Source organism: Nocardia sp. NBC_01499 (genome assembly GCF_045040275.1).
Lineage (GTDB): Bacteria > Actinomycetota > Actinomycetes > Mycobacteriales > Mycobacteriaceae > Nocardia.
Genome location: NZ_CP109426.1, coordinates 1094157 through 1116241 on the forward strand (window position 1 = coordinate 1094157; position 22085 = coordinate 1116241).

The window sequence follows — 22085 nt, forward strand, 5'->3', positions numbered from 1 at the left end:
CGGAAAACATCAGACAGTGCCGATATGCGCGTCTGCTCCAGCAGCAATCGGGCAGGTTCGTGAGGTGAACGGCAGGGTCTATCGCGCGGAAATCCTGCTGTGGAACGCCTCCACCAGTGCCGGATGGCGGTCGTACTGATGCACGATCGCCGGAATTCGGCCGTCGTCATTGAGGAGCATCCCGTGCGGACTCAGCAACAACTGCGCCGGACCCAAACAGGCGACGGTCGCGATCACGGATTCCAACGGCTGACAGAGATGTACCTCGCCCATTTCGCCGCAATGCAGCAGCTTGTTGTGAAACACCTGATCGTAGCTGCGACTCTTCATCTTACTGAACGGGAAGTACGAAATCTCTTGCAACATAAGATCGACATAGCGCCGTATGGCGACCCCGTCGCCCAACGTCACACCGGAGCAAGACACCTGCCGATCGCCCAGCCGTTCCAACATCGCATCGCCGTAGGCGTCGCGCATCCAGCCACGATTGATAACTCCACTTGCGATTGTCAGCTGCGGACTCTCCATACCGACGAACAGGCCCTGATCCAGGCCCAGGAACGGATCATCCTGGAACACCACATCCCGCACATCGGTCAGCAGCACTCCGGTAAAGCTGGAATGTGCCGCAAGATACGCATCGTAATGAAAATAGCGCGCCACATGAGGCATGCCCTGGAACCGCAGTAACGACCGCTTCAGCCACGGGAACATCTCCGCCGGGGCCGCAGCGAACAGACGCTCGAGGCCCGCACGCGTCAGCTCGTCATGTTCACCGATACCACGCACCCGCACCAACTCGACATCGAGCGAAGAAACATGCTCGTGAATCCAGCGACCGAACGGTTCCCGCTGCCGTCGATACACGAACAAAGCCACCCGCCCCGATAAACCACGCCACTCCCTCAGCCGGCAAACAACCCATGTGCGGCCGGACACGCGTCGCAACTGTAGGTGACAGTCCTCGTCACTGCCTGCCGCGGACCCCGACCCGGCGAGCACCACCGTACCGACCATCAACACGCCAACACCCCCTCGGCTGCGAACACCCACAGAGCATTCCTTCCCTAGAGGTGCACCAGCCCGTGCGGTTCACCGCACTTCCATGTATTCGGACCAGCGAAGATTCCGGATGGGAGTGTCGACTCAACCCGGTTTAGAACACGTCGGCAATCGAACGTCCGCATCTGCCGCGGAGCGCGTTGGTCGGTCGCCCAGATCCGTTGGTAGGCACGGGTTCCCAACGCACGATAAGTAGCCGATTTCGGTGCGTTCTATCGTGAGTTCGCGCGGCGTAATCGCGAGGAGTAGGCCGCCTCGATTCGGTGCGTTCGACGGACGAGACCGCCTGTGGCTCAGGACATCCCCCTATGCCGAATGCCGTGCGTCCAGCGCCCATCTCGAGGATCGCCGACCGGCTCTCAGCGTGCTGGTGGCTGGATCAGTTCGATGAGATTCCCCTCCGGGTCCTTGAGGTAGGCGAACCGTGCCCCCGGCTGTACCGCCTCGGCAGGTGGCCACACCTCGCTGCCGCCGGCCGCCACGATGGTCGCGAAGGCGGTATCCACGTCACGAACCGAGACTGCCCAATGCCCGAACCCCAGGGTGCTCGCGGCGTCCAGCGGATCGGCGTAGGCGCGGTTCCTGCTCGCGCCGGCTCGCTCGATGAGTTCCAGGCGCACGCCGGAACCGGACTGCGGGCATTCATCGAGCAACGTGAGCAGTACCGCGCTGCCATGACCGAAGCCGCCGATCCGGGCGAACGGTTGACTGCCTTCGCCGCGTCCTACGTGCAGTTCGCCGCCGATCAGCCGGCACTATTCGAACTCACCTTCGCCGCCGGGCTGGACAAGGCGCGTTTCCCCGCACTCACCGAGGCGGGCCAGGCGCTGTTCGCTGAACTGGCCGCGCCTGCAAAGACATTGTGCAGCAATTATATTCAGGCTCGCAGGCTGGTACTGGCGATCGCGGCCTGCGCCCACGGCCACGCGGTGTTCCTAACCGAGGGGGTACTCGCCGATCTGCCCGATCCACTCACCGCAGCTAAAGAAGAGGCTGCCACCGCGGCGTCGGCGCTGATTGCAGCGTACGTCGCCTGATCTGGACCGATTACGGCTGCGGTTCGAGCAGGTCACTGTGGCCGTCGGCAACTGCATCTGCCTACGAACACCCGCTTCTGCCGCGACCAGCGCGGCTGCCGGGGCGAGATGCACTGCGGCTCAGGTCATCACACAGCCGAATACAGCGCGACTCGCCGCACAGTGAGCTCGTCCGAGTTCGTGCAGCGCCGCGGCCCGGCTAGCTGCGGCGGTTCCGGATGGGAGTACCGAGCGGGTAGGGCTTTCTAAACCGCATGGGTCGAGCTGGCTCCAGTTAGGGCGAGTGAGCGATAATGCCGCGACCCGCGCGTTGGTCAGCCGTCCAAATCGGTTGGTCGACAGCGCTTCCTAACTCGCGCTACTGCCGATGGGTGGAGGTTGTTGCCGTCGGCGCCGGGCGCGCCCGCGGCGTCAGTCGGTGGAGCGCCGGCCTCGTAGGCGCGGCAACCGCGGCAGAATGGCGAGCAGCAGCAGGCTGTAGTACTGCAGCACAGGCACCGCTAGCGCGATGGCGAGCGCGAGGACCATGGCGATGACGTTGAGTCTGCCCTCGGTGTACAAGACCTGCGTCCTGCGGCGGACTTCTCGACCATCCCCCGCGAGCAGTCCCGGGTTGGTTTTCAGGATCCGTAGCATCGCCGTTCGGCAAACCATGCTGGCCAGCAGAACCGAGTAGTAGAACGTCGCCACGAAGCGGTCGCGAGCACCGAAGGCGCCGATCATCTCCGTCGGGACGGGGACTACGACGATGGTGAGTAGCCACCCCATGTTCCACACCGTCAGGGAGCGGGTGAGCTTCTCGACCGACGAGAAGGCCCGGTGGTGCTCGAGCCAGATGCTCGCGACGACCACGAAGCTGAGCAGGAAACTCCAGATCTGGTCGAAGTGACCGGTGATCACCTCGCTGGCGCCCTTGTGCGCGGACGCGGCCTCTGGAACGAGGTCGACCAGCGGCAAAACCAGCAGGGTGATGGAGATCGCGGTGACCGCGTCGGTGAAGAGCACCAGCCGTTCCGTCGAGGATCTTCCCTCGGTGTCGGTCGAGGCGCGAATTGAGCGCGGTGCCGGGTCTGGCCGTCCCGCGTCGGTGTCCTCGAGGTGGCTGCTGACACCCATCCGTTCGTACCTCCTCGCCCGGTCCGCCGGGCGCTTGCCGTGGCTGCCGGACCTATGCTGGCCGCGCGGACGTTCCGGCGACCCCGCGCGGACACTACCCGAGGCGCTGCGCGAAACCCTGTCCAGCGTCAGGCATTTGGCAGGCTTGCGACGGTCGGACGGTTCCGCCCTGACGGGTGCACGCACATGCCGCGACCCGCGCGTTCGCGGACATCCACATCTGGTGGCTTCTGTCCCGCCGCGCGGGTGTGGGCTGACCCATCCATACGGCGGTCGGCACCGAATGTTGTCGTGGTACGCGGTGACGCACGATCACGGTGTGCCGGTTCGGATACGAGCTGCCGAGGAGGTGCCGGATAGGTCGACCTTCTCGGCAGCGCCGATCTGTGTTCTGGCCGCGCGCTCGCCCAGGCGGGCTACGCCTTCAGCGTTAGCGCGGTTTCCCGCAGAACTCAGCCTCGACGCTGCCATTTTTGAGCACGATGTACTGGTCACACGTATACGTCGTGCCGTCCTTCTTGTCCTTCAGCTTAAGACCGCTCCCCTTAGCGGAACTGTCCTTGTCGCCGTTCGAATCAGTGCAGTTCTTCCCCTTTCGGCCTGGACCTTCTGGGGTCTGCCAAAATTCTGTCGATTCGCACTCGTACGTCAGTGCAGGGCTCGAAGTGGTCGCACCTCCCAGGCACGTCTTGAAGTCGCCGTAGTTCTCCGCCTGCTTGACACAGCGCTGTATGTCATCGGTGGTTATGGCGGTATCGGCAGAGGCAGCAGGAGCGACACCGACGCCTACCCCGGTCACGGCACAAGCTATAGCGGCAGTTGCAACCCATACATGAAGCGTTTGCACAGCGGCTCCCGTTCTCGAAGGTGGACCAGCTCATCCGGTTCACCGCACTTCCCCGTATTCGGACCAGCGACGATTCCGGATGGGAGCGTCGAGCCACCGGGGGATGCTGGCGTAGGGCCACGCCATCATCCGCATATGCCGCGACCCGCGCGTTCCAAGCGGATGGTGGCCGGGCCTCGGACTGGCTGGACACCAACGCTTCTGGAACGTCCAGATCTGCCGATGTGCGCGTACTACGGCTGTCGACATCTACACGGCGACCCGGAACATATGCATGCCGCCCTTGACCAGGTGTACCAGGGAGCCTTTCTCGATTGTCACGTGAGCGGGGTAGCTGTGCAGACCGACTGGTTTAGTTCCTGTCGGGCCGGTCGCTGCATGTCAACCACCAGGGTATGTGACGTAGGTGATATATACGACCGAACAGTCGCACTGTCATGCTGTGAGACACGCTGTGATCCGTGTCTTGTGCCGATGTTCTCGTGAGTGCATTCAGCAAGGAGTGGCGAAATGCGTATGCAATGCCGTTTGGGCATCCTGCTCGTGGGCAGCCTGGTCGCGACCGCAGTGACCACCGCCCAGCTGCCACCCTTGGCCGCCGCCTCCCCGAGTCCCGATCCGGCGGCCGAGGCCGATGGTGGTCTGCTGAATCCCAGCATGATCAGCGCGATCCGGGATGCCGTGACACAGCTGCAGCTACTGAGCCCACAGGAGACCACCCCACTACGGGAGCGGCTCGCCCGCGATGTGCGGACAGGGGCCGTACCGCTACGTTCGGACTATGCGCCCGCCCCGGACAAGGCTGCCGCGTTCCGGCTTCCGGACGGGCGAATCTTGGTGGCAGCTCCGCCGACCGATGGCGGCGCCGAGGGCGATTCCGTCGCCGTGGTCTATGACACCGACGGCGCCATATCGCGGCATATCGAGACACAGACGGTAACTCGTCTCGACAAGTCCGTGGCCACGACGATGTGGGATAACAACGAGGCACCGATACAGGAGTCGGCTACCGCCGACCAGTTACACGACGTTGCCGCCAACCCGCAACTCCATGAGGCCCTTCTCGTCTTCACGTGCCCCCTCTATCTCATCCCTTTCTTCGCAGCGTACGCAGTGGGGGTAGTGCCGTTGGCCATCGCGGGATTTCTGGTAACCGTCATTCCGCCGCTCATGATATTGCTCGGGCTACCCATTGCCGCTTATGTCGCTCTATTGGCAATCCTGTTTTTCGGCGCCTTCTTCATCTGCCTCGGCTTCTGACGCGACAATGCGCCGACGTAACCGATCTCGACGCCCATGCCATCCGCCGCGCCCCGACTTGCAACCGGGAGCGAGGGAACAGACCGAACCGCCATGTATTCGTGCCAGACCGAACAAGAGACTGATCGCGAGGAAATCCCGTGCTATGTCATGACCCCAGTGACGCTAACGCGGGGTAATGACACAGACACCGCGCGACACACGCCCTCGCCCCGAACCTCCGATATTGCCGCATGGCGCGCGTTGGTCAGTGGTCCAGAATGGTTGGCCGACACAGCTTCCCAACGTCCGCTCGTGCCGATAAGCGGGCGCGTCTTTCGATGATGTCGTGCGCTCGGGTCGTGGTCGTTCAGGCGTTGGGGCGCAGGGTGGTTCCGGCGCCGCGTCGGCGGATGGCTACCAGGTCGTGCCGGGCTGGTGGCAGGGTTTGTTCGTCGGTGCCTTCGATGGTGAAGCCGGCGTCGGTGATCATGGTGCGGTCGTCGGTGCCGGGTTGTCCTTCGCTGGTGAGGTAGTCGCCGAGGAAGATCGAATTGGCCAGGTGCAGCGCCAGCGGTTGCAGGCTGCGAAGGTGGATTTCGCGTCCGCCCGCGAGGCGGACCTCGACATCGGGGAAGTAGAAGCGGAACAAAGCGAGGATCCGAAGGCAGCGTTCGGGGGTGAGTTCCCAGCGGTCGCCGAGTGGTGTGCCGTCGAAGGGGATGAGGAAGTTGACCGGTACCGAATCCGGATCCACCGCACGCAGTGCGATCGCGACATCGACGATGTCGTCGTTGGATTCGCCCATGCCGAAGATCGCTCCGGAGCACGGTGACAGACCCGCAGAAGCGGCGCGGCGCAGGGTGTCCACTCGGTCGGTGAAGGTATGGGTCGTGCAGATATCGGCGTATCGAGCCTCGGCAGTGTTGAGGTTGTGGCTGTAGGCGTGCGCGCCGGCTGCGGCCAGTCGTTCGGCCTGATCGTCGGTGAGCAAGCCGAGGCAGGCACAGATTTCGACCTGCGGGTGGTCGGATTTGATTGCGGTTATGGTGTTTTCGATCCGGGCGACGTCTCGGTCGGCGGGCCCGCGGCCGCTGGCGACCAGGCAGACCCGCTTGGCACCCGCCCGGACCGCGTCGGCGGCGATTTCCGCGGCCTTGTCCGGCGCGATCCAGGAATACTTGAGTATCTCGGCCGCCGAGCCCAATCGCTGCGAGCAGTACCCGCAATCCTCGGGGCACAGCCCGCTTTTCATGTTGATGATCGTGTTGAGTTTGACCCGATTGCCGAAGAACTCACGGCGCACCCGCGCGCCCGCCGCGACCACATCGATCAGCGGGTCCGAATCACCGAGCAGCGCAAGCGCTTCCGTGCGGGTCGGGACTTCGCGCCGGAAAGCGTTGGTTACCAGCAAGTTCAGCGATTCATAGGACATGACACAGCAATCTACCTCGAGCTTGAACGCCGTTCAAGTATGGGATTGACGTGCGGTTTTCGGCCGCACGGCGATCATCCAGCCCGTGGGAAACGTCCGCACATTCAGTCTCACCCACGCCTCTACGGCTACTGCCTGCTTGCCCCTTGCCGCCACGCGACGAACGTCGTGCCGGACTTCGCCGAGGAGGACTATCTTCAGTCGACACAAGTGCACTCTCTTGCCGCGCCCCGCGCGTTTGTGCTTGGCCTTGTGGGTGTTGTCGGGCGTGGGCTGTGCGCCTGGGGGGCCCGGGGGTGGCGCGTCTCTGAAGTGCAGAAGGCACTGCACCCCAGAGACGCTCGTATCCGAACCGGTGCAGCCCGTTGCTCATGCGAAGCGATGCACCATCAGGCATTCGGAGTCACTGCTTGTTCGGATTGCTCGACACCCCGAGCAGCGTTCGGGCTGACGTTGCCCGGCATCGTTGAGCATGGGTACTTCATCGGATATCGACGTCACCTTCGCTGGTGACGATCTCGTGTTGCGGCTGGCCTGCGCGGCCTATCTCGGTCGGTTCACCGGAAGCTCGCGTATCCATTGCGGATCGGACCTGCGCCTGTATTTCTGCTGGTGTACCGAGCGTCAGCTGCTGCCGTTGTCGGTGGTTAGGGCCGAGGTCGAACGGTATGTGCGGTGGATGCGTGTGATCGACGGCGTCATCGACCACTCGCCGGCCGAGTACGTCCGCCGACCCCGAGTCCCGAACGAGTCACCGACACTGGGACTTTCACATCTGCAGTTCGAAGCGCTACTCACCGCGGCCCGTGACTCGGTCAACCCGTTCGACTTCGCGTTGACCGCGATGCTGGGACTGCTCGGGTTGCGGATCTTCGAAGCATGCAACTCCGATGTCGACGATGTCGGTGAGGAACACGGCCACCGCGTGCTGCGAGTCATCGGCAAAGGCTCCAAACTCGCTCTGATCCCCCTACCTCCGGCCGTCGGGCGAGCAATCGACCGCGCCACCGGCGACCGGGTCCGTGGACCGATTCTGCTCAACACCCGAGGGCGGCGGATGGATCGTCATTGCGCGACCAGGCGACTACGGCGCCTGGCTCAGCAGTCACCGATGCGGCTGCCACACATGCATCCGCACATGCTCCGGCACACCTTCGTTACCACCATGCTCGACGCCGGAGTCGGTCTGCGCGAATGTCCAGATCGCCGCGCGTCACGCCGATCCGCGCACCACCATGCGCTATGACCGTGCCCGCACCAACCTCGACCGTCACCCGAACTACATCCTGGCCGCCTACATGGCTTCGGGGACATGACAACTCAACGCGCGCTCTTGCCGATTATGCTGTGGGAGCAAGAGACAAAGTCCCAGTCGGCACCGACGTCGGCCCGCAGCTTGCTCATGTCCGGAGTTTCAGCCGCTCGGCGAGCCGTCCCGGTTCAAGAGAAGTCCAGTACCACCCGCCCACGCAGACCACCGGCTTCCACCATGCGATGGGCTCTGGCCGCCTCGGTGGCGGGCAACACGTCGGCGACATGCAACGTCAGGGTGCCGTCCTCGGCTTGGTGGCGCAGCGTGTTCAGTGCCTCGGTGTCGGTGATGCCGTCGGTCACCATCACCGGACACACGCGCACGCCGCGCTCGGCCGGGCCGGGCCAGCCTCGCAGTTCGGCCAGTGTTCCACCATCGGCGATGGCGGGCACTGCTTCGATGGTCTGCATCGAGCCGTCCACCAAGCCGGTAACCCCATCGGGTGCCAGCGCGCGAATGCGGGCGGCGACGTCGCGGCCGCGCTCGACGATGTGGTCGGCGCCGAACCGGCGAACCCGATCGATGTCGTGCGGGGCGGCGTCCGCGATGACAGTCAGTCCGTCGGCCTTGGCCAGCTCGACCGCGTATCCGCCGACCGCGCCTGCCGCACCGGTCACGGCGACAGTTCCGCCGGGCGATATGGCCAGCGCGTCCAGAGCGAGGCGTGCGGTCATCGCGTTCATCAGCAGGGTCGACACGGCGGGAAAGCCGATCCCGTCCGGCGCCGGCACCACCGAGGCAGCGGGTACCACGACCTGCTCGGCGTATGCGCCGCCGTGCGGACCGGTGAACAACACCATGGCGAGCACCCGCTGGCCCACCGCGAGCCGGCCGTCAGCCCCGGGACCGAGTTGGTCGATCACACCTGCGGCATCCATACCGGGCACGAACGGGGGTCGCTGATCGGGCATCCGGACGGCGTGGCCGCCTGTCCTCAGCAGAACATCGGTGGGATTCACCGCGGCCGCGTGCACGCGGATGCGGACCTCACCCGGGCCCGCTTGCGGTTCAGGCAGTTCCAGCACGCGCAGTACGTCCGGATCGCCGAAATCGTAGAAACCAACAGCTTTCACACCGCAGTGCAACCGTCCTCGCTGGCATGACATTCCCTCGCAGCGACGCCGGTCAATCAACCGCAGGCCCGGTCACTTCCGAACTGGTTCAGCAATGACCGCTTACCGAGCGAGGCCCTAGGCACGGGTCGGGGCCGAACGCCCGGCAATATCGCGCCCTCGCCTGCTGGACCGGTGAGATCCGCTGCGGGGCTGCAAATCCGATATGCCGCATGCCGCGCTCATCGAACCGATCACGACTCACCAGCTGCCCAGCGAGACTCGCTGTGGCTCAGGACATCCGGTATTGCCGAAGTGCGGATGTCAGCACCGGCAGGTCCTAACCGCTGACCAGACAACTATGCCGGAATCAGCTGGCGGCCCGCCTCAGGCCGCGCGTATCGAATCAAAGGGTCGCGCCGCCCCATCCATACCTACCGGGTGGAACGAATAGTGAGTCGTACCGTATCCAGCGGACGGCGGTCCGCCGTCCGGCCGCCGAGTTCGCTTCAGAGAAACGGATTACCTATGCGTCTGCGTATGACCGCATCGGGCATCGTCGTATCGAGTTTCCTCGCCGCCGCTCTAGCAGTCGCCACCCCGATCGCTCATGCCGGCAGCGGTCCATCGCCTGCCATTACAACAAGTGTTGACTCGAGCAGTGGCACTGCCTCAGCCAACCCGGTCAGGCTTGTCGAACAGGTCAAGCCGGACAACGGTAAGGGTCAAGACATGGACAAGCCCACGAATAAAGGAAAGGGCAAAAGCGAGAACGGGAAGTCACGCTCGGTTGGGAAGTGCAGCGGACAGCCCTGTCCGTCCTACTGCTCATCTTGCACTGGCAGTTAGGTTGCCTGTCCAGGGATCGGTCCATCGAAAAACTACCTTCCGTAGAACAGGGTTCGAGGCAGTTGGTGTCGGCCGAACGTCCGCTACCGATTACCGCGCCTTCGTGGCTACCCAGCTTGCTGAATGTGAGGACCTGATGACCTGACGGGCGCGGCGATTCGTTGAGTCCGTCAGGTCTTGCGGAGATGCGAGGCCTGCCTATGTGCCCGGGTAGGCGCGCAGGGCGTGGGCGAACCAGGTGAACACCGGGGCCATGTCGGGCAGTTCCGGCCAGCCGTTGATGGCGGATACCAGCCGCCAGTAGCGTTCTACGCGAGGGTCATTGGCGACGTCGAGACGCTCCAGGATCCAGCGGCGCAGTTGCGGGTCGGCGGGCTTGCCGAAGGTGTCGCCATAGCGAGCGACGAGCGTGTCGACCACCGCGGCAGCAGCCGCGGAGTCCGCGCTCAGTCCGTCGGTGAGCGCCTTGCCGACTTCATCGCGGACGGCTTCGGTCAGGTCGTGATGCAGACCGGTGGTCTCGCCTGCGGCACGTTCACGCGCCTGATACTCGGCCATCGCCCGGACCGCGTCACGGAAGTCGTTGTCCTGTACCAATTCCACGAGTTCCATCCACGCCGTGATCTGCGCGGTCGTCGGGTCCTGCGGCAGCTCGGGCATGCTGGTGCGCACCAACTCCACCATGGCGGGATTCGCGTCCACGCCGCCATAGGCCGCGTCGACGAAGTCGTCGATCAGCCGACGGCGTTCGGCCTCGGACAGGCGCATCAGGTTGTGCATGAGTTTCATTTCCTCTCTGTGGGAACCCCGCTCGGCCACCACTCGCAATACCGCCCGCCGCATACGCAGGACCCGGATCTGCACGTCGAGAGCGTCGGCATGCGCTGCGGCGACGGCGGTCACCGAGGTCTCGCGTGCCAGCACCCGCGTCACGGTCGGCAGGTCGATGCCCAGTTCGCGCAGCGTGCGTACCAATTCCAGGCAGGTGGCGGCATCGGCGTTGTAGAGCCGGTAGCCGTTAGGGCTGTGATCGGTCGGCGGCACGATCCCCTTGTCGGAGTAGAACCGAATCGTCTTGACCCTCAACCCGGTCCGCTCGGCCAGAGCCCCGATCGTGAAGAGCGTGTCGTCGTCCATGCCCCAACCCTCCCGTCTCCCCCTGATGGAGACTCAAGCCCTGAATACAACAGAATCCCGGCAACCTCTGACGGCCGCAGCAACATCCTCTCCTGCCGCTGGGCGCGCGGTCAGCGCCCGCGGGGAGATTCCCGACGGCACGAATCCCGCAGAGATGATCAAAACGCTTGTGGCACCGATCTATTTCCGAGTCCTGATCACCGGCGAACCGGTCGACGACAACGCCGCCGACACGGCCGCGGCGCTGACACTGACAGCCGCACGCGCCCGCCTTTTCACTGACGACTAACCGTCCGCTCCTGCCGATGTACGCGTCACTCGGCCTTGGCGCATCGGTCGGCGAGAGCGCCGGACGGTACGGCCGTCAGTTCATTTGCACCGAGCGGGTGGAGTTGCCCATGCGGTCGATCGTGCTGGTCGAGGATAGGAAGATCTATTACTTGCAACACGTTCTCATTCGCATCTTCCGTGCAGCGCGATACCGAGATAGCCCATATGTGCCATATCGGCCAAATATGACACCGCCCGGTTCGTAGCGCACAAAACCTACTGCTGCATAAGGGAATTCGATACAGCCGCAAGTATTGCATTGCGAAAGTCGCAAAGTCGCAACTGGGGAAACCTACCACTCGAATCAAGATAGAACGCGTTACAGTTATGTTTCCGCTTTATGATGGCGTGGTTTCTCCGGAAACCACGCCGCTTGCAATAGAATTCTGGAGAAAGATCATGAAATCGATTCCATCTGTGCTCATCCGAGTTGCCACCGCCGCTCCGGTTGCCTTGGCAGCGACCTGGTGTCTGGCCGCGCCCGCCGGTGCAGTCCCACAGGGCACGGCCACCGTCAACTGGCAATGCCAAGGAACCGCCTTGGGCCAGTCTCAGACCTCGACGATGACCACGCAGGTAGCCGGTGACGCGCCGACCACCGCCGCAAGTGGTACGGCCGTGACGATCACACTGTCCCCGGTCGCGGGATCGCTGCCCGACAGTTCCAACGGCTACACCGTCAACAACATTCATGACCTGAAACTGATAACGCCATATCCGGCCAACTCCACCTTCGTCTCGGCCACCGCATCGGGTGGAACCGTGGCTGGCACCATTGATACCTCCGGAGGCAATATCGCCCTGGACGTACCCGGCCCGATCGCCGGTGGTGCGAACTTCACCCTGCCTGCGGAGACGATCAACGTGACGGCAGGCACCTCGGGCTCCATCACCAGTACCTATGCCGGGACCAGCTACGACGACCCGGGCATGACACTCACCTCCAACGTCCAAAGCCCGCTCGGCCCGTTGGATGTCGCGGTCTCCTGCTACCCCAGCCCGACGCCGACGTTCACGACCACAACCATCGGCGCCGCGGCCCCGGCGGCAACCCAGCCGGTCAAGAAGAACTGAGGCCAGCCGCAGCATTTCGACCGGTCAGCGTCGATGCTGACCGCCGAAAGGAGCGATCAACGCATGGGCCAGGCCACAGGCGGCCTGGCGCATGTGTTAGCTCTCGACGAACTCGCTACATTCGCCCGAGGAGGGATTTAGCTGCGCTCGCCGATCTCGCCAACGCCCAAGCTCGTATCGCGCAGCTAGCCGGTCACAACCTGCAACAAAAGAAGAAGCTGTCCGAGATGCTCTCACGTAAAGGAGGCGGACGACCGCTGGCCGATTCCACGGAGAGATGACGACGCCACAGAGTCTTGATGCGGCTGCTCAGCGAAGGGTGCGCTGTTGACCATCGACGCGAATGCGGGTATCTCCCCTTGAAATTGAGCCGCGGACATCTTTGGACCACTAGGTCCACCCACGCACGACGGAGGTCCGCATAGCGAGTTCCGACGAGGTCGACGCCAGCGCCCGCGCACTCTCGAACGCGACCGGCCAGCCCGGTCGACTACGCGACGGGCTGCGGGCGTAATCCGCGAAAAGCGTTCGCCCGCTCCCCACGAAGATTGCTCGTGCGAGCGGGTTTCGGGGGAGGTCCCTGCAGCGCTTCGGGGCTCAGGCCCTCGAACTCCGGGTCGTTAACCGGAGTCGTATATGCCAGGAACCCCTCTTTGCTGGGTGTCAGGACCTCTCGGGCCAGAGACCCCATGCGCCGTCGTCACCGACGCTCAGAGAGCGTCCTGACCTGCCGAGAAGCGCGCATCAGATCGGACACGCGCTTCTGCCGACGATCGTGCCTCCCGATCCGGGACAGTGGGTCGGTGTCGACACCGGATCGAGTACAGCCCTGAAGGGACTCACCACACAGGGGTCGAACCGGCTCTGCGATCGGCCAGCAATTCGAAGAGCAGTTGCGCGACTGCCATGTCGCCGTCGACGGTGAGTCGTTCGGCGACCTTGGCCAGGTCGGGAGCCTGGTCGCGGGTAGCGAATTCGGCGAGGGTTCTCAGATCGGTGGTGACCACGACGTCGGCGTGGTCGACCTCTCCTGGAGTCACCGCCACTCGTCCGTCATCGATAGCCAGTGCCGCAGCGGAGTCATCGAGTCGGAGCTGGATGACCAGATGCATCCCGGTGGTGGCGACCGGGTCGATCAGTGCCGCCAGGAACACCACGGTCCATTCCGCGCGATAGTTCTCGTCGCGACGCCGCGGTTCGTCGAACCGATGACGTAACCCCCAAATGGCCAGCGGGACAAGGGCGGCGGCAAGTTCACGACCCGCCGGCGTCAGTTCGTAGACCTGCGAGGCAGCCGGGGGCGGTAGATACCTGCGGGCGACCAGGCCGTCCTGGTCGAGCTGCTTGATGCGAGTGGCGAGCAGGTTGGTGCCGATGCCGTCGAGCGCGTCGACCAGATCGGAGTAGCGCTTGGGCCCTGCCAACAGCTCGCGCACGATCAGCAGTGTCCAACGCTCACCGACAAGATCGAGGCTGCGAGACAGCCCGCAGTACTGGTTGTAGGAGCGCCTTGCCATCGCGGGTCCTCCAGATACAGAATCACCTAGTGCCTACTTCAAAATTATATAGTACCGTTCGTGGCAGGGTCGACGACGGATCGGAGACACCGTGACAACACCGCTTATGGACCCGGAAACTCTTGCGCTGCAAGCGCTGTCGTCCGGCATCGAGGCTGACGTGCATCACCGTTTCGCGGAGATCGACGGCCTGCGCATCCACTACGCCGAAGCCGGCGCGGGCGAACCGCTGATTCTGTTGCACGGCTGGCCGCAACACTGGTGGGAATGGCGCCACCTGCTCGGTCCGCTGGCCCAGCGCTACCACGTCATCTGCCCCGACCTCCGTGGACTGGGCTGGTCGGAGGGACGAGCCCGCGGATACACCTTCGAGCGGCTGGCACGAGATCTGATCGAACTGATGGATCACCTAGGGGTGCACCGGGCTCGGATTGTCGGGCGGGACTGGGGACTCGTGGTCGGCTATCGCGCCAGTCTCAACTGGCCCGATCGGTTCGAGCAGTACGTGGCGATGGCCGGTGTTCACCCGTGGACCGCCGACGGCATCCGTCCACCAGCGTTCCTGGGCCCTTGGCATGTGTACCTCCTTGCCTTGCAAGGAAATTCGCATCGACTGCAAGACTGGATCAGCAAGCGAAGCCTGCACGCATGGCGACATCATGGTCGACTCAGCCCCTACGAGATCGAGGTATACCAGCAGCGTATGCGCACCCCCGCCGCATACGCGGCGACGGCCGCGTTCAACCGCAACGTCGTGCTACACGAAGTCCCGCACTTCCTGCGGCACTATCGCCTGCTCCGGCTACGGGTTCCGACCTTGCACCTCAACGGTGCCAGGGATCCGCTCTCACGAGGAATCCCGCACAGCTACCACGACTACACCGACGCCATGCAGCTCGAAACAATCCCCGACTGCGGTCATTACGCACCCGAGGAGCAACCGCAATGGCTGGCCACGCGATTGCTGACGTTCTTCGAAAGTCAGCCTCCCGGCAATACACGATAATCAGCGTAAGGCGTTCTGTGTCGCATCCGTCCGAGCTGACTTCAGTTGGGGCGAGTGCGTGGCACTGAGGGCTATGCGACCGAAGTTAGGTACCGTCATGTATCCGACGGTTCAGCAGCAAACAACCAGTAGTCGGAAGTTCAGTGCTGGTAGCCGGCAATTCTATAAGGCATAGGGATCAGTCTGGGGTTCCCGCATCAGGCCGAGCACCGCGACCTCAGGTTCCCGACCGCTTCCTTCGTCGTTCCATGCCTGGACCTTCAGTTCGACCGGCATCTGGATCTTCAACACTTGCGACAACGCATCGACGACTTGTTGCGCCAGCCTCTGATAGGTCGTAGGGAAGGCTGGCACGGTGATGCCCCGCTGCCAGTTCATGTTCCGCTCGGGCGCAGCCCATCCCGCCGCCACAAGCGCCGCATTCCCGTCCCGGACCATCGGATCCGCGTCCTCCAAGAATTGGGCCGCAACAATCTCACAGAACAGACGGTCGTGACTACGCCAGAACTGGGTAAACCGGTTCCCGTGTGTCCTCACAATGACCACTCCTCCGTCTGGAACGGCCCGAAACACGATCGCCAGGCGCAGCGCGAAGTCCGACCAGTTTGCCGGTGCCGGTCGCGGTTCGGCTGCTTCGGCGGCGGCTTCCGCTTCCTCTTCCGCTTCCTGCTCGGGGTAGTCCCATTCGAACGACACATCGACACCCGGCACCAACCCACTGACCTCGCGCTGCAAACGCTCCTCGAACGCCGGTCGCCAGAGATAGAAGCGACTGAAGATCACCGGTCGCAGCGAAACGACTCGCACATCGACGCTCCCCACGTGACTGTCCCGCCGAACCACGTCGACGTCGTGCTCGAAACGCTCATCGCGCACGACCCGCTCGAACAAACCCAACACCGCCTGCGCATGTTCAGGTGATAGGCCGCAAACGGAAAAACCCACTTCGATACTCGTTGACACGACACGGACCCTACCGAGACCCACCGACATTCCCCCACGCCATGCCCAGCGACAGAATCGTCCTGAAATCAACGCAAGGCGTTCTGTGTCGCGATCATCGACTCCGCCTTCAGTCGGAGCGAGTGAGCGATCATGCCGCATATTGCGCGTTGGTCATCGGGGGAGTGTCGGGATAACGGCGGATCTTGATCTCGGTCCGATTGGCCGAACCTGATGGTTCGGCAGGAAGGACCGACGAATGTCGGAGACACTCGATGCCGTGACCAACGATGCGGTGGACACCAAGAAGCTGGCCCAGCAGCTGCTCGCTCAGGCCAAGGAACAAGGAATCGATCTGGTCGGGCCGGGCGGGCTGCTCAACCAACTGACCAAGACCGTGCTCGAAACCGCGCTGGAAGCGGAGATGACCGAGCACGTCGGCTATGAGAAGCACGACCCGGCTGGGCGTGGAAGTGGCAACTCCCGCAACGGAACTCGATCCAAGACCGTGGTCACCGAGATCGGTCCGGTCGACATCGATGTCCCGCGCGATACGAGTTCCTCGTTCGAACCCAAGATCGTCCGCAAGCGTCAGCGGCGACTGTCGGGGGTGGACGAGATCGTGTTGTCGTTGACCGCGAAAGGACTGACGACCGGCGAGATCTCGGCGCATTTCGCCGAGATCTATGGAACCTCGGTGTCGAAGGACACGATCTCGACGATCACCGACAAGGTTGTCGCGGAGATGGTCGATTGGTGCAACCGGCCCCTGGATCGCGTCTATCCGGTCCTGTTCATCGATGCCATCCACGTCAAGATCAGAGATGGTCAGGTGGCCAACCGCCCGATCTATGTGGTCATCGGCGTCACCACCGCCGGGGAACGCGACATCTTGGGTTTGTGGGCCGGCGAGGGCGGTGAAGGCGCCAAATTCTGGCTGCAAGTGCTCACAGAGCTCAAGAACCGCGGCGTCGCCGACGTCTGCATCGCCGTCTGTGACGGACTCAAGGGGCTGCCCGAGGCGATCAACACCGTCTGGGAACGCACGATCGTGCAAACCTGCGTAATCCACTTGCTGCGCAACAGTTTCCGCTACGCGGGCCGTCAGCACTGGGCCGAGATGAGCCGCGACCTCAAACCGGTCTACACCGCGGCGACCGAGGCCGCGGCCCGCGAACGGTTCGGCGAGTTCACCACGAAATGGGGTGGCCGCTACCCGGCGATCGTCAAACTCTGGAACAACGCCTGGACCGAGTTCACACCGTTCCTCGACTACGACGTCGAGATCCGGCGAATCATCTGCTCCACCAACGCGATTGAATCATTGAACGCCCGCTACCGGCGCGCGATCCGCGCCCGCGGGCACTTCCCCAGCGAGCAATCGGCGTTGAAATGCCTGTATCTGGTGACCCGTTCCCTGGACCCCACCGGTCATGGCCGGGCACGATGGGCGATGCGGTGGAAACCGGCCCTCAACGCTTTCGCCATCACCTTCGAAGGCCGGATCCACCCGACCGGGAACTAACCCACACCGAGACCGGATCCACCGTTAAACCGAAACTCCCGTCATCGGTCCAAACTGGTTGGCTGACAGCACTTCTCAATGCGCGCCCATGCCGATATGAGCGTGTTCGACTGTCGCTGTCGATGCTTCCGATCGATGGCGCGGTGTGGTTGTTCAGGTCGGGTTGTTCGTTTGGTTCGGGGTGGCGCCGAGGAGTTGGTGGGCGTTGCGGGTGGTTTGTTGACGCCAGGTGGGGTCGGTTTCGGTCCAGGTGGTGTCGAGTGTGGTGAGGGCGTGGAGGACTTGGGGGTGGCGGGTCCAGACGTAGTCGCTGCCGTAGAGCAGGTGTTCGGGTGTGGTGATGGTGGACAGGGCGGTGATCTGGGATTGGGTGGGGGTGCCTGCTAGGTCGTAGTAGAAGCGGTGCAGCAGTTCGGAAACCGAAGGGCCGTGGGTGTCCTCGGCCAGGGTGCGGAACAGTTCCAGTCGATCGGCCAGCAGGGGCAGCACGCCCCCGGCGTGGGGGACGATCAGGCGCAGATGGGGGTAGCGGTGCGCGGCGCCGCTGAGGATGAAGTCGATGACGGTGCGGGCGGTGTCGAACAGGAACTCGACCATGGGACGTGGACGGCCGAGGGCGAGGGCCTCGTGTCCGGCGCAGCTGGTGGGGTGCACAAACACGACGGCGCCGCGGCGGTCGAGTTCGGCGAGGACCGGGGCAAGCTGGGGGTCACCGAGGTAGTGCCCGGCGGTGTTGGTCATCCAGATCACTCCGTCGGCGCCGTGGGTGAAGGCGTGGCCGATCTCGTCGAGTGCGCCGTCGATGTCGGGTAGTGGCAGGGAAGCGAAGTAGCCGAACCGGTCCGGGTGGTTTCGTTTGATCTGGGCGGCGGCCTGATTCACCTCGCGTGCCAGTCGCCGGGCGGCGGCGGGGTCGCCGAAGTACACCCCGGGTGAGGAGATCGACAGGAATGCGCGGTCGATTCCGGCGTCGGTCATCAGGGCGAGGTGATCCTCGATGGTCCAGTGCGGCCAGTAGCTTTCCGGCATGCCGTCGGCTTCCCGGTGTCCGGCCGCGGTGGCGGCGCGGATGTAGTCCTCGGTGGTGAAATGCGCGTGCACGTCGATCAATCCGTCGGTCATGCCCGGGCTTCTGTCGGTCATAGGAACTCCTGTTCTCATATTGCTCAGACGAGTGCAGCTGCGCAAACAGGCGGCTTGTGAGCAGGCGCTCGCCCGGTGGGAGATGCCCCTGCCGCAGTGGGGGCGTAGGCCATGGCCGCACCGGTACCGGATACTGCGGTCTGCTCACTGGTGTTTCGGTCGGCTATTGCCAACCACCGTGCTGATGGCGGGTTGATCTCGTCCGATCGCGAGGTCGTGGCCCATTCGGTCGCGTTTGGTGCGCAGGTAGCGAAGGTTGTGCTGGGTTGGCGTGGTCGGCAGCGGGATTCGGCCGGCGATGTCGAGGTCGTAGCCTTCCAACCCAGCGGTCTTGGCCGGGTTGTTGGTGATCATCCGCAGCCGGGATGCCCCGATGTCGACGAGGATCTGGGCGCCGATGTCGTAGTGGCGGGCGTCCACTGGCAGGCCCAGCGCGATATTGGCGTCGACGGTATCCAGTCCTTGGTCCTGGAATGCGTATGCGTGGATCTTGTTTGCCAGTCCGATGCCTCGGCCTTCGTGTCCGCGCAGGTAGACGATGACACCAGTGCCCTCGTCGGCGATCAGTTGAGCGGAGTATCGCAGCTGGGCTCCGCAGTCGCAGCGCGTCGAGCCGAGGATGTCCCCGGTGAGGCATTCGCTGTGGACCCGGGTGAGGACACCATGACCGGTGTGGCTCGCGGCGGTGATGTCGCCCATGGTCAGGGCGAGGTGTTCGGTGCCGTCCACGGTGTTGCGGTAGGCGATCGCCCGGAACTCGCCGAATGTAGTCGGTAGCGTCGCCGATGCGGCGCGCTCCACGAGCTTCTCGGTGTGCAGGCGATAATGCACGAGATCGGCGACGGTGACCAGAGGCAACTTGTGTTCGTCGGCGAACTCCGTCGCCTGATGGCCGCGCAGCATCTCCCCGTCCGCCGCGACCAGCTCCGAGATCACCCCGACCTGGTTCACTCCGGCGACCGCGAGCAGATCGACCGCGGCCTCGGTATGTCCCGGCCGCACGAGTACGCCGCCGTCGCGGGCGCGGAGCGGGAAGACGTGCCCCGGCCGGTTCAACTGTTCCGGCGCAGTGCCGCAATCCGCGAGCGCATGCACCGTGCGGGTACGCGCTGCCGCCGATACGCCGGTACCGGAATCGACGTGGTCGACGCTGACGGTGAACGCGGTGTTGTGCGCGTCGGTATTACGCTCGACCATCTGGGGCAGTCGCAGTTCGGCGCAGCGCTCGGCACTCATTGGCGCACAGACGATTCCGCTCGTATGGCGCACCAGGAAGGTCATCTGTTCGCGGGTCATCAGCTCGGCAGCGCCGAGCAGGTCGGCCTCGTTCTCCCGGTCGGCTCCGTCCACGACGACCACCAACCCGCCGACGGCGAGTGCGGTAGCGGCGCGGCGTACTCGCGCTGCCGGTGATTCGCCGGCCATCATGACGCCTCGGCGTAGCGCGCGTGTGTCCCGAAGGTGTGGGCGTGGTAGGTCAGCGGCGCGAACTCCGTGGCGTCCACCGCGGCCACGTCACCGAGTATCAGCATGTGGTCGCCGCCCTCGACGAACGTGTGCACGGTGCCCGCGACCCACACCGCGACCCCGGGAAGCCGCGCGACCCCATGCTCGTACGACCAGTCGATCGCGTCGAACTTGTCGGGATCCTTCGTCCCGAAATGCCGGGCGTACTCCGATTGCCCTGCTGCCAGCACGTTCAGTCCGAAGGTGCCGGTTCGCCACACGATCTCGAGCAGGCGCGATTGGTTGCCCAGCGAGACCAGGACCATGGGCGGCGCCATCGATAGGGAGAGGAAGGCGCTCACCGTGGTTCCGTGCGGCCGTCCGTCCTCGACGGTTGTCACGACGGAGATCGGGGTGCACACCTCGGCCATCGCCGCACGAAACTCCGCCGGAAGAGCATCCACAGCCGCACACGGCGCCTCTCGACCGTCGATCTCGCGCATCGCCTTCGAAGTTCGGCCGGCGAACCCTTTCTGAGAATTCATTTGCTTACCACCTTGATGTTTCGGATATTTCGCGGCGTCTGATCAGGAGTTGTGGAACTGATTTGCGGGCACGGGGATTTCGAGATTCTCGCGGAGTGTGGTTCCGGAGTATTCGGCTCGGAACAGGCCGCGCCGCTGGAGTTCGGGCACTACCTTGTCGAAGAAGTCGATCGCCGGCCGGGGGTAGTAGGGGAAAATGAGCATGAACCCATCGGCCGCGCCGCTCTCGTACCAGAGTTGCAGGTCATCGGCGATGGTCTGCGGGGATCCGAAGACCAGGCGGTGGCCGAGGGTGCCGGCGAAGCGGCGAGCGAGTTCACCGAGGGTGAGATTGTCCCGGCGGGCCATATCGATGAGCATCTTCTGGCGTCCCTTGGCATGGTTGACCTCGGGAAGGTCCGGCAACGGCGCGTCGAGGGGGAGGGTGGTCAGGTCGAGGTCTCCGGCCCACCGTTGCAATTGTCGTACCGCGTCTTCGTCGGTCAGGAAGCCGGCGAGCTGGTCCACGATGCGGGCGGCCTGCTCATCGGTGTCGGCGACGACCGGGACGATGCCGGGCAGGATCCGCAGCGAATCCTTCGGTCGTCCATAGCGGCTCATTCGGCCTTTGACGTCGTCGTAGTATTCCTTGGCCTCGTCGACGGTCTGGGCGGCGACGAATGCGAGGTCGGCGGTGCGGGCCGCCAGTTCTCTGCCCGGATCCGACGCGCCGGCCTGCGCGATGACCGGATGTCCCTGTGGGGGACGTGGAACATTGAGCGGCCCCTGGACGGTGAAGAATTCGCCTTTGTGGTCGATGCGCCGGACTTTCGCCGGATCGAAGATCTGGCCGGTGGCCTTGTCCAGCACGAAGGCGTCTTCGTCCCAGCTGTCCCAGAGCGCGGTCACGACATCGCAAAATTCACCTCCCCGCACGTAGCGCCGGGAATGCTCGACATGCTTTTCGAATCCGAAATTCAACGATTCTTCTTCGGCCTCGGAGGTGACGAGGTTCCACCCCGCTCGCCCCTTGCTGATGTGGTCGAGCGAAGCCATCCGGCGCGCGACATGGTAGGGCTCGTTGTAGGTCGTCGTCATCGTGGCGATGAGGCCGATATTGCGAGTCAGCGGCGCCAGCGCCGTGATCAGCGATATCGGTTCCAGTCCGGCGAGCTTGGGATACTGGGACTTTCCGGTCGTCGCGACTTCCGGTTTTTCATAGCCCGGGACGGCGACGCTGTCGGCCAGGAAGATCGCGTCGAGCTTCGCCCTTTCGGCGGCCTGGGTTGTTTCGGCGTAGAAATCAAAGTTCATATCCGTGGCCGGATCGGCATCCGGATGCCGCCATCCGTAGATGTGAACTCCCGGCGTGGCGAGCAATGAGGCGAGGTGGAGCATGGCGTTCCTCCTGATGAGGTGAGTGAGGACTCGCAGGATGTTCCGCGCGACCGTTGGTGACGCGGCCCGCGCGGCGTCAGTGGACGGCTCGGCG

Annotated in this window: 19 protein-coding genes; 7 read left to right on the top strand and 12 right to left on the bottom strand. The window is 64.0% G+C overall.

Going from position 1 to position 22085, the window contains the following annotated elements; genetic code table 11:
- Positions 1-78 precede the first annotated feature (78 nt).
- Positions 79-939, bottom strand: a complete 861-nt coding sequence (locus OG203_RS04935; protein WP_405164464.1) for a hypothetical protein — start codon at positions 937-939, stop codon at positions 79-81.
- Between the two features lie 482 nt (positions 940-1421).
- Positions 1422-1682, bottom strand: a complete 261-nt coding sequence (locus OG203_RS04940; RefSeq protein ID WP_405164465.1) for a VOC family protein — start codon at positions 1680-1682, stop codon at positions 1422-1424.
- Positions 1683-1736: 54 nt separating this feature from the next.
- Between OG203_RS04940 and OG203_RS04945 the strand changes: the two genes are divergently transcribed.
- Entirely contained in the window at positions 1737-2099 is a 363-nt protein-coding gene (locus tag OG203_RS04945) for a WHG domain-containing protein (RefSeq protein WP_405164466.1), read from the top strand.
- A 411-nt stretch (positions 2100-2510) separates the two neighbouring features.
- On the opposite strand, the gene OG203_RS04950 is transcribed toward OG203_RS04945, so the two are convergent.
- On the bottom strand, positions 2511-3215 hold the full coding sequence (locus tag OG203_RS04950; protein ID WP_405164467.1) for a TMEM175 family protein: 705 nt from the start codon (positions 3213-3215) through the stop codon (positions 2511-2513).
- Between the two features lie 1357 nt (positions 3216-4572).
- Here OG203_RS04950 and OG203_RS04955 point away from each other — a divergent pair.
- On the top strand, positions 4573-5322 hold the full coding sequence (locus OG203_RS04955) for a hypothetical protein (protein ID WP_405164468.1): 750 nt from the start codon (positions 4573-4575) through the stop codon (positions 5320-5322).
- Between the two features lie 349 nt (positions 5323-5671).
- On the opposite strand, the gene bioB is transcribed toward OG203_RS04955, so the two are convergent.
- Positions 5672-6736 carry a biotin synthase BioB gene (gene bioB / locus OG203_RS04960; RefSeq protein ID WP_405164469.1) on the bottom strand — a complete coding sequence of 355 codons (1065 nt, stop codon included), beginning with the start codon at positions 6734-6736 and terminating at the stop codon, positions 5672-5674.
- Between the two features lie 472 nt (positions 6737-7208).
- Here bioB and OG203_RS04965 point away from each other — a divergent pair, with 472 nt between their 5' ends.
- The gene (locus OG203_RS04965; RefSeq protein WP_405164470.1) at positions 7209-7982 is read left to right on the top strand and encodes a tyrosine-type recombinase/integrase; all 774 of its coding nucleotides are present in this window, start codon (positions 7209-7211) and stop codon (positions 7980-7982) included.
- A 194-nt stretch (positions 7983-8176) separates the two neighbouring features.
- On the opposite strand, the gene OG203_RS04970 is transcribed toward OG203_RS04965, so the two are convergent.
- Positions 8177-9121: an NADP-dependent oxidoreductase gene (locus OG203_RS04970; protein WP_405164471.1), complete on the bottom strand. Its 945-nt coding sequence runs from the start codon at positions 9119-9121 to the stop codon at positions 8177-8179.
- A 1026-nt stretch (positions 9122-10147) separates the two neighbouring features.
- On the bottom strand, positions 10148-11086 hold the full coding sequence (locus OG203_RS04975; RefSeq protein WP_405164472.1) for a MerR family transcriptional regulator: 939 nt from the start codon (positions 11084-11086) through the stop codon (positions 10148-10150).
- A 25-nt stretch (positions 11087-11111) separates the two neighbouring features.
- On the opposite strand from OG203_RS04975, the gene OG203_RS04980 reads away from it, so the two are divergent.
- The gene (locus tag OG203_RS04980; protein WP_405164473.1) at positions 11112-11375 is read left to right on the top strand and encodes a TetR-like C-terminal domain-containing protein; all 264 of its coding nucleotides are present in this window, start codon (positions 11112-11114) and stop codon (positions 11373-11375) included.
- Between the two features lie 605 nt (positions 11376-11980).
- The gene (locus tag OG203_RS04985) at positions 11981-12490 is read left to right on the top strand and encodes a hypothetical protein (protein ID WP_405164474.1); all 510 of its coding nucleotides are present in this window, start codon (positions 11981-11983) and stop codon (positions 12488-12490) included.
- Between the two features lie 839 nt (positions 12491-13329).
- Here OG203_RS04985 and OG203_RS04990 read toward each other — a convergent pair.
- Positions 13330-14007 (bottom strand): winged helix-turn-helix transcriptional regulator, encoded by a 678-nt coding sequence (locus tag OG203_RS04990; protein WP_405164475.1) that lies wholly within the window; start codon positions 14005-14007, stop codon positions 13330-13332.
- 91 nt (positions 14008-14098) lie between these two features.
- Between OG203_RS04990 and OG203_RS04995 the strand changes: the two genes are divergently transcribed.
- Positions 14099-15013, top strand: a complete 915-nt coding sequence (locus tag OG203_RS04995) for an alpha/beta fold hydrolase (RefSeq protein WP_405164476.1) — start codon at positions 14099-14101, stop codon at positions 15011-15013.
- A gap of 162 nt (positions 15014-15175) precedes the next feature.
- On the opposite strand, the gene OG203_RS05000 is transcribed toward OG203_RS04995, so the two are convergent.
- Positions 15176-15976 carry a TY-Chap domain-containing protein gene (locus OG203_RS05000; protein WP_405164477.1) on the bottom strand — a complete coding sequence of 267 codons (801 nt, stop codon included), beginning with the start codon at positions 15974-15976 and terminating at the stop codon, positions 15176-15178.
- A gap of 238 nt (positions 15977-16214) precedes the next feature.
- Here OG203_RS05000 and OG203_RS05005 point away from each other — a divergent pair, with 238 nt between their 5' ends.
- Positions 16215-17480, top strand: a complete 1266-nt coding sequence (locus OG203_RS05005) for an IS256 family transposase (RefSeq protein ID WP_405162397.1) — start codon at positions 16215-16217, stop codon at positions 17478-17480.
- Positions 17481-17633: 153 nt separating this feature from the next.
- Here the strand turns inward: OG203_RS05005 and OG203_RS05010 are convergent, their stop codons facing one another.
- The 4 genes from OG203_RS05010 to OG203_RS05025 all read right to left on the bottom strand — a co-directional run bounded on the left by OG203_RS05010 (position 17634) and on the right by OG203_RS05025 (position 21991).
- Positions 17634-18623: an amidohydrolase family protein gene (locus OG203_RS05010; protein ID WP_405164478.1), complete on the bottom strand. Its 990-nt coding sequence runs from the start codon at positions 18621-18623 to the stop codon at positions 17634-17636.
- Between the two features lie 144 nt (positions 18624-18767).
- Positions 18768-20048, bottom strand: coding sequence for a bifunctional 3,4-dihydroxy-2-butanone-4-phosphate synthase/GTP cyclohydrolase II (locus OG203_RS05015; RefSeq protein ID WP_405164479.1), 1281 nt, complete (start codon positions 20046-20048; stop codon positions 18768-18770).
- Entirely contained in the window at positions 20048-20614 is a 567-nt protein-coding gene (locus OG203_RS05020) for a flavin reductase family protein (RefSeq protein WP_405164480.1), read from the bottom strand. The genes OG203_RS05015 and OG203_RS05020 overlap by 1 nt, the downstream gene beginning before the upstream one ends.
- Before the next feature lie 42 nt (positions 20615-20656).
- Positions 20657-21991, bottom strand: coding sequence for an LLM class flavin-dependent oxidoreductase (locus OG203_RS05025; protein ID WP_405164481.1), 1335 nt, complete (start codon positions 21989-21991; stop codon positions 20657-20659).
- Between the last annotated feature and the right edge of the window lie 94 nt (positions 21992-22085).

Excerpts from the sequence above, each read along its gene's own strand:
- OG203_RS04945 (WP_405164466.1), top strand. The coding sequence starts at position 1,737 with ATGACCGAAGCCGCCGATCCGGGCGAACGGTTGACTGCCTTCGCCGCG.
- OG203_RS04950 (WP_405164467.1), bottom strand. The coding sequence starts at position 3,215 with ATGGGTGTCAGCAGCCACCTCGAGGACACCGACGCGGGACGGCCAGAC.
- OG203_RS04955 (WP_405164468.1), top strand. The coding sequence starts at position 4,573 with ATGCGTATGCAATGCCGTTTGGGCATCCTGCTCGTGGGCAGCCTGGTC.
- bioB (WP_405164469.1), bottom strand. The coding sequence starts at position 6,736 with ATGTCCTATGAATCGCTGAACTTGCTGGTAACCAACGCTTTCCGGCGC.
- OG203_RS04965 (WP_405164470.1), top strand. The coding sequence starts at position 7,209 with ATGGGTACTTCATCGGATATCGACGTCACCTTCGCTGGTGACGATCTC.
- OG203_RS04975 (WP_405164472.1), bottom strand. The coding sequence starts at position 11,086 with ATGGACGACGACACGCTCTTCACGATCGGGGCTCTGGCCGAGCGGACC.
- OG203_RS04980 (WP_405164473.1), top strand. The coding sequence starts at position 11,112 with ATGGAGACTCAAGCCCTGAATACAACAGAATCCCGGCAACCTCTGACG.
- OG203_RS04985 (WP_405164474.1), top strand. The coding sequence starts at position 11,981 with ATGACCACGCAGGTAGCCGGTGACGCGCCGACCACCGCCGCAAGTGGT.
- OG203_RS04990 (WP_405164475.1), bottom strand. The coding sequence starts at position 14,007 with ATGGCAAGGCGCTCCTACAACCAGTACTGCGGGCTGTCTCGCAGCCTC.
- OG203_RS05005 (WP_405162397.1), top strand. The coding sequence starts at position 16,215 with ATGTCGGAGACACTCGATGCCGTGACCAACGATGCGGTGGACACCAAG.
- OG203_RS05010 (WP_405164478.1), bottom strand. The coding sequence starts at position 18,623 with ATGACCGACAGAAGCCCGGGCATGACCGACGGATTGATCGACGTGCAC.
- OG203_RS05015 (WP_405164479.1), bottom strand. The coding sequence starts at position 20,048 with ATGGCCGGCGAATCACCGGCAGCGCGAGTACGCCGCGCCGCTACCGCA.
- OG203_RS05020 (WP_405164480.1), bottom strand. The coding sequence starts at position 20,614 with ATGAATTCTCAGAAAGGGTTCGCCGGCCGAACTTCGAAGGCGATGCGC.
- OG203_RS05025 (WP_405164481.1), bottom strand. The coding sequence starts at position 21,991 with ATGCTCCACCTCGCCTCATTGCTCGCCACGCCGGGAGTTCACATCTAC.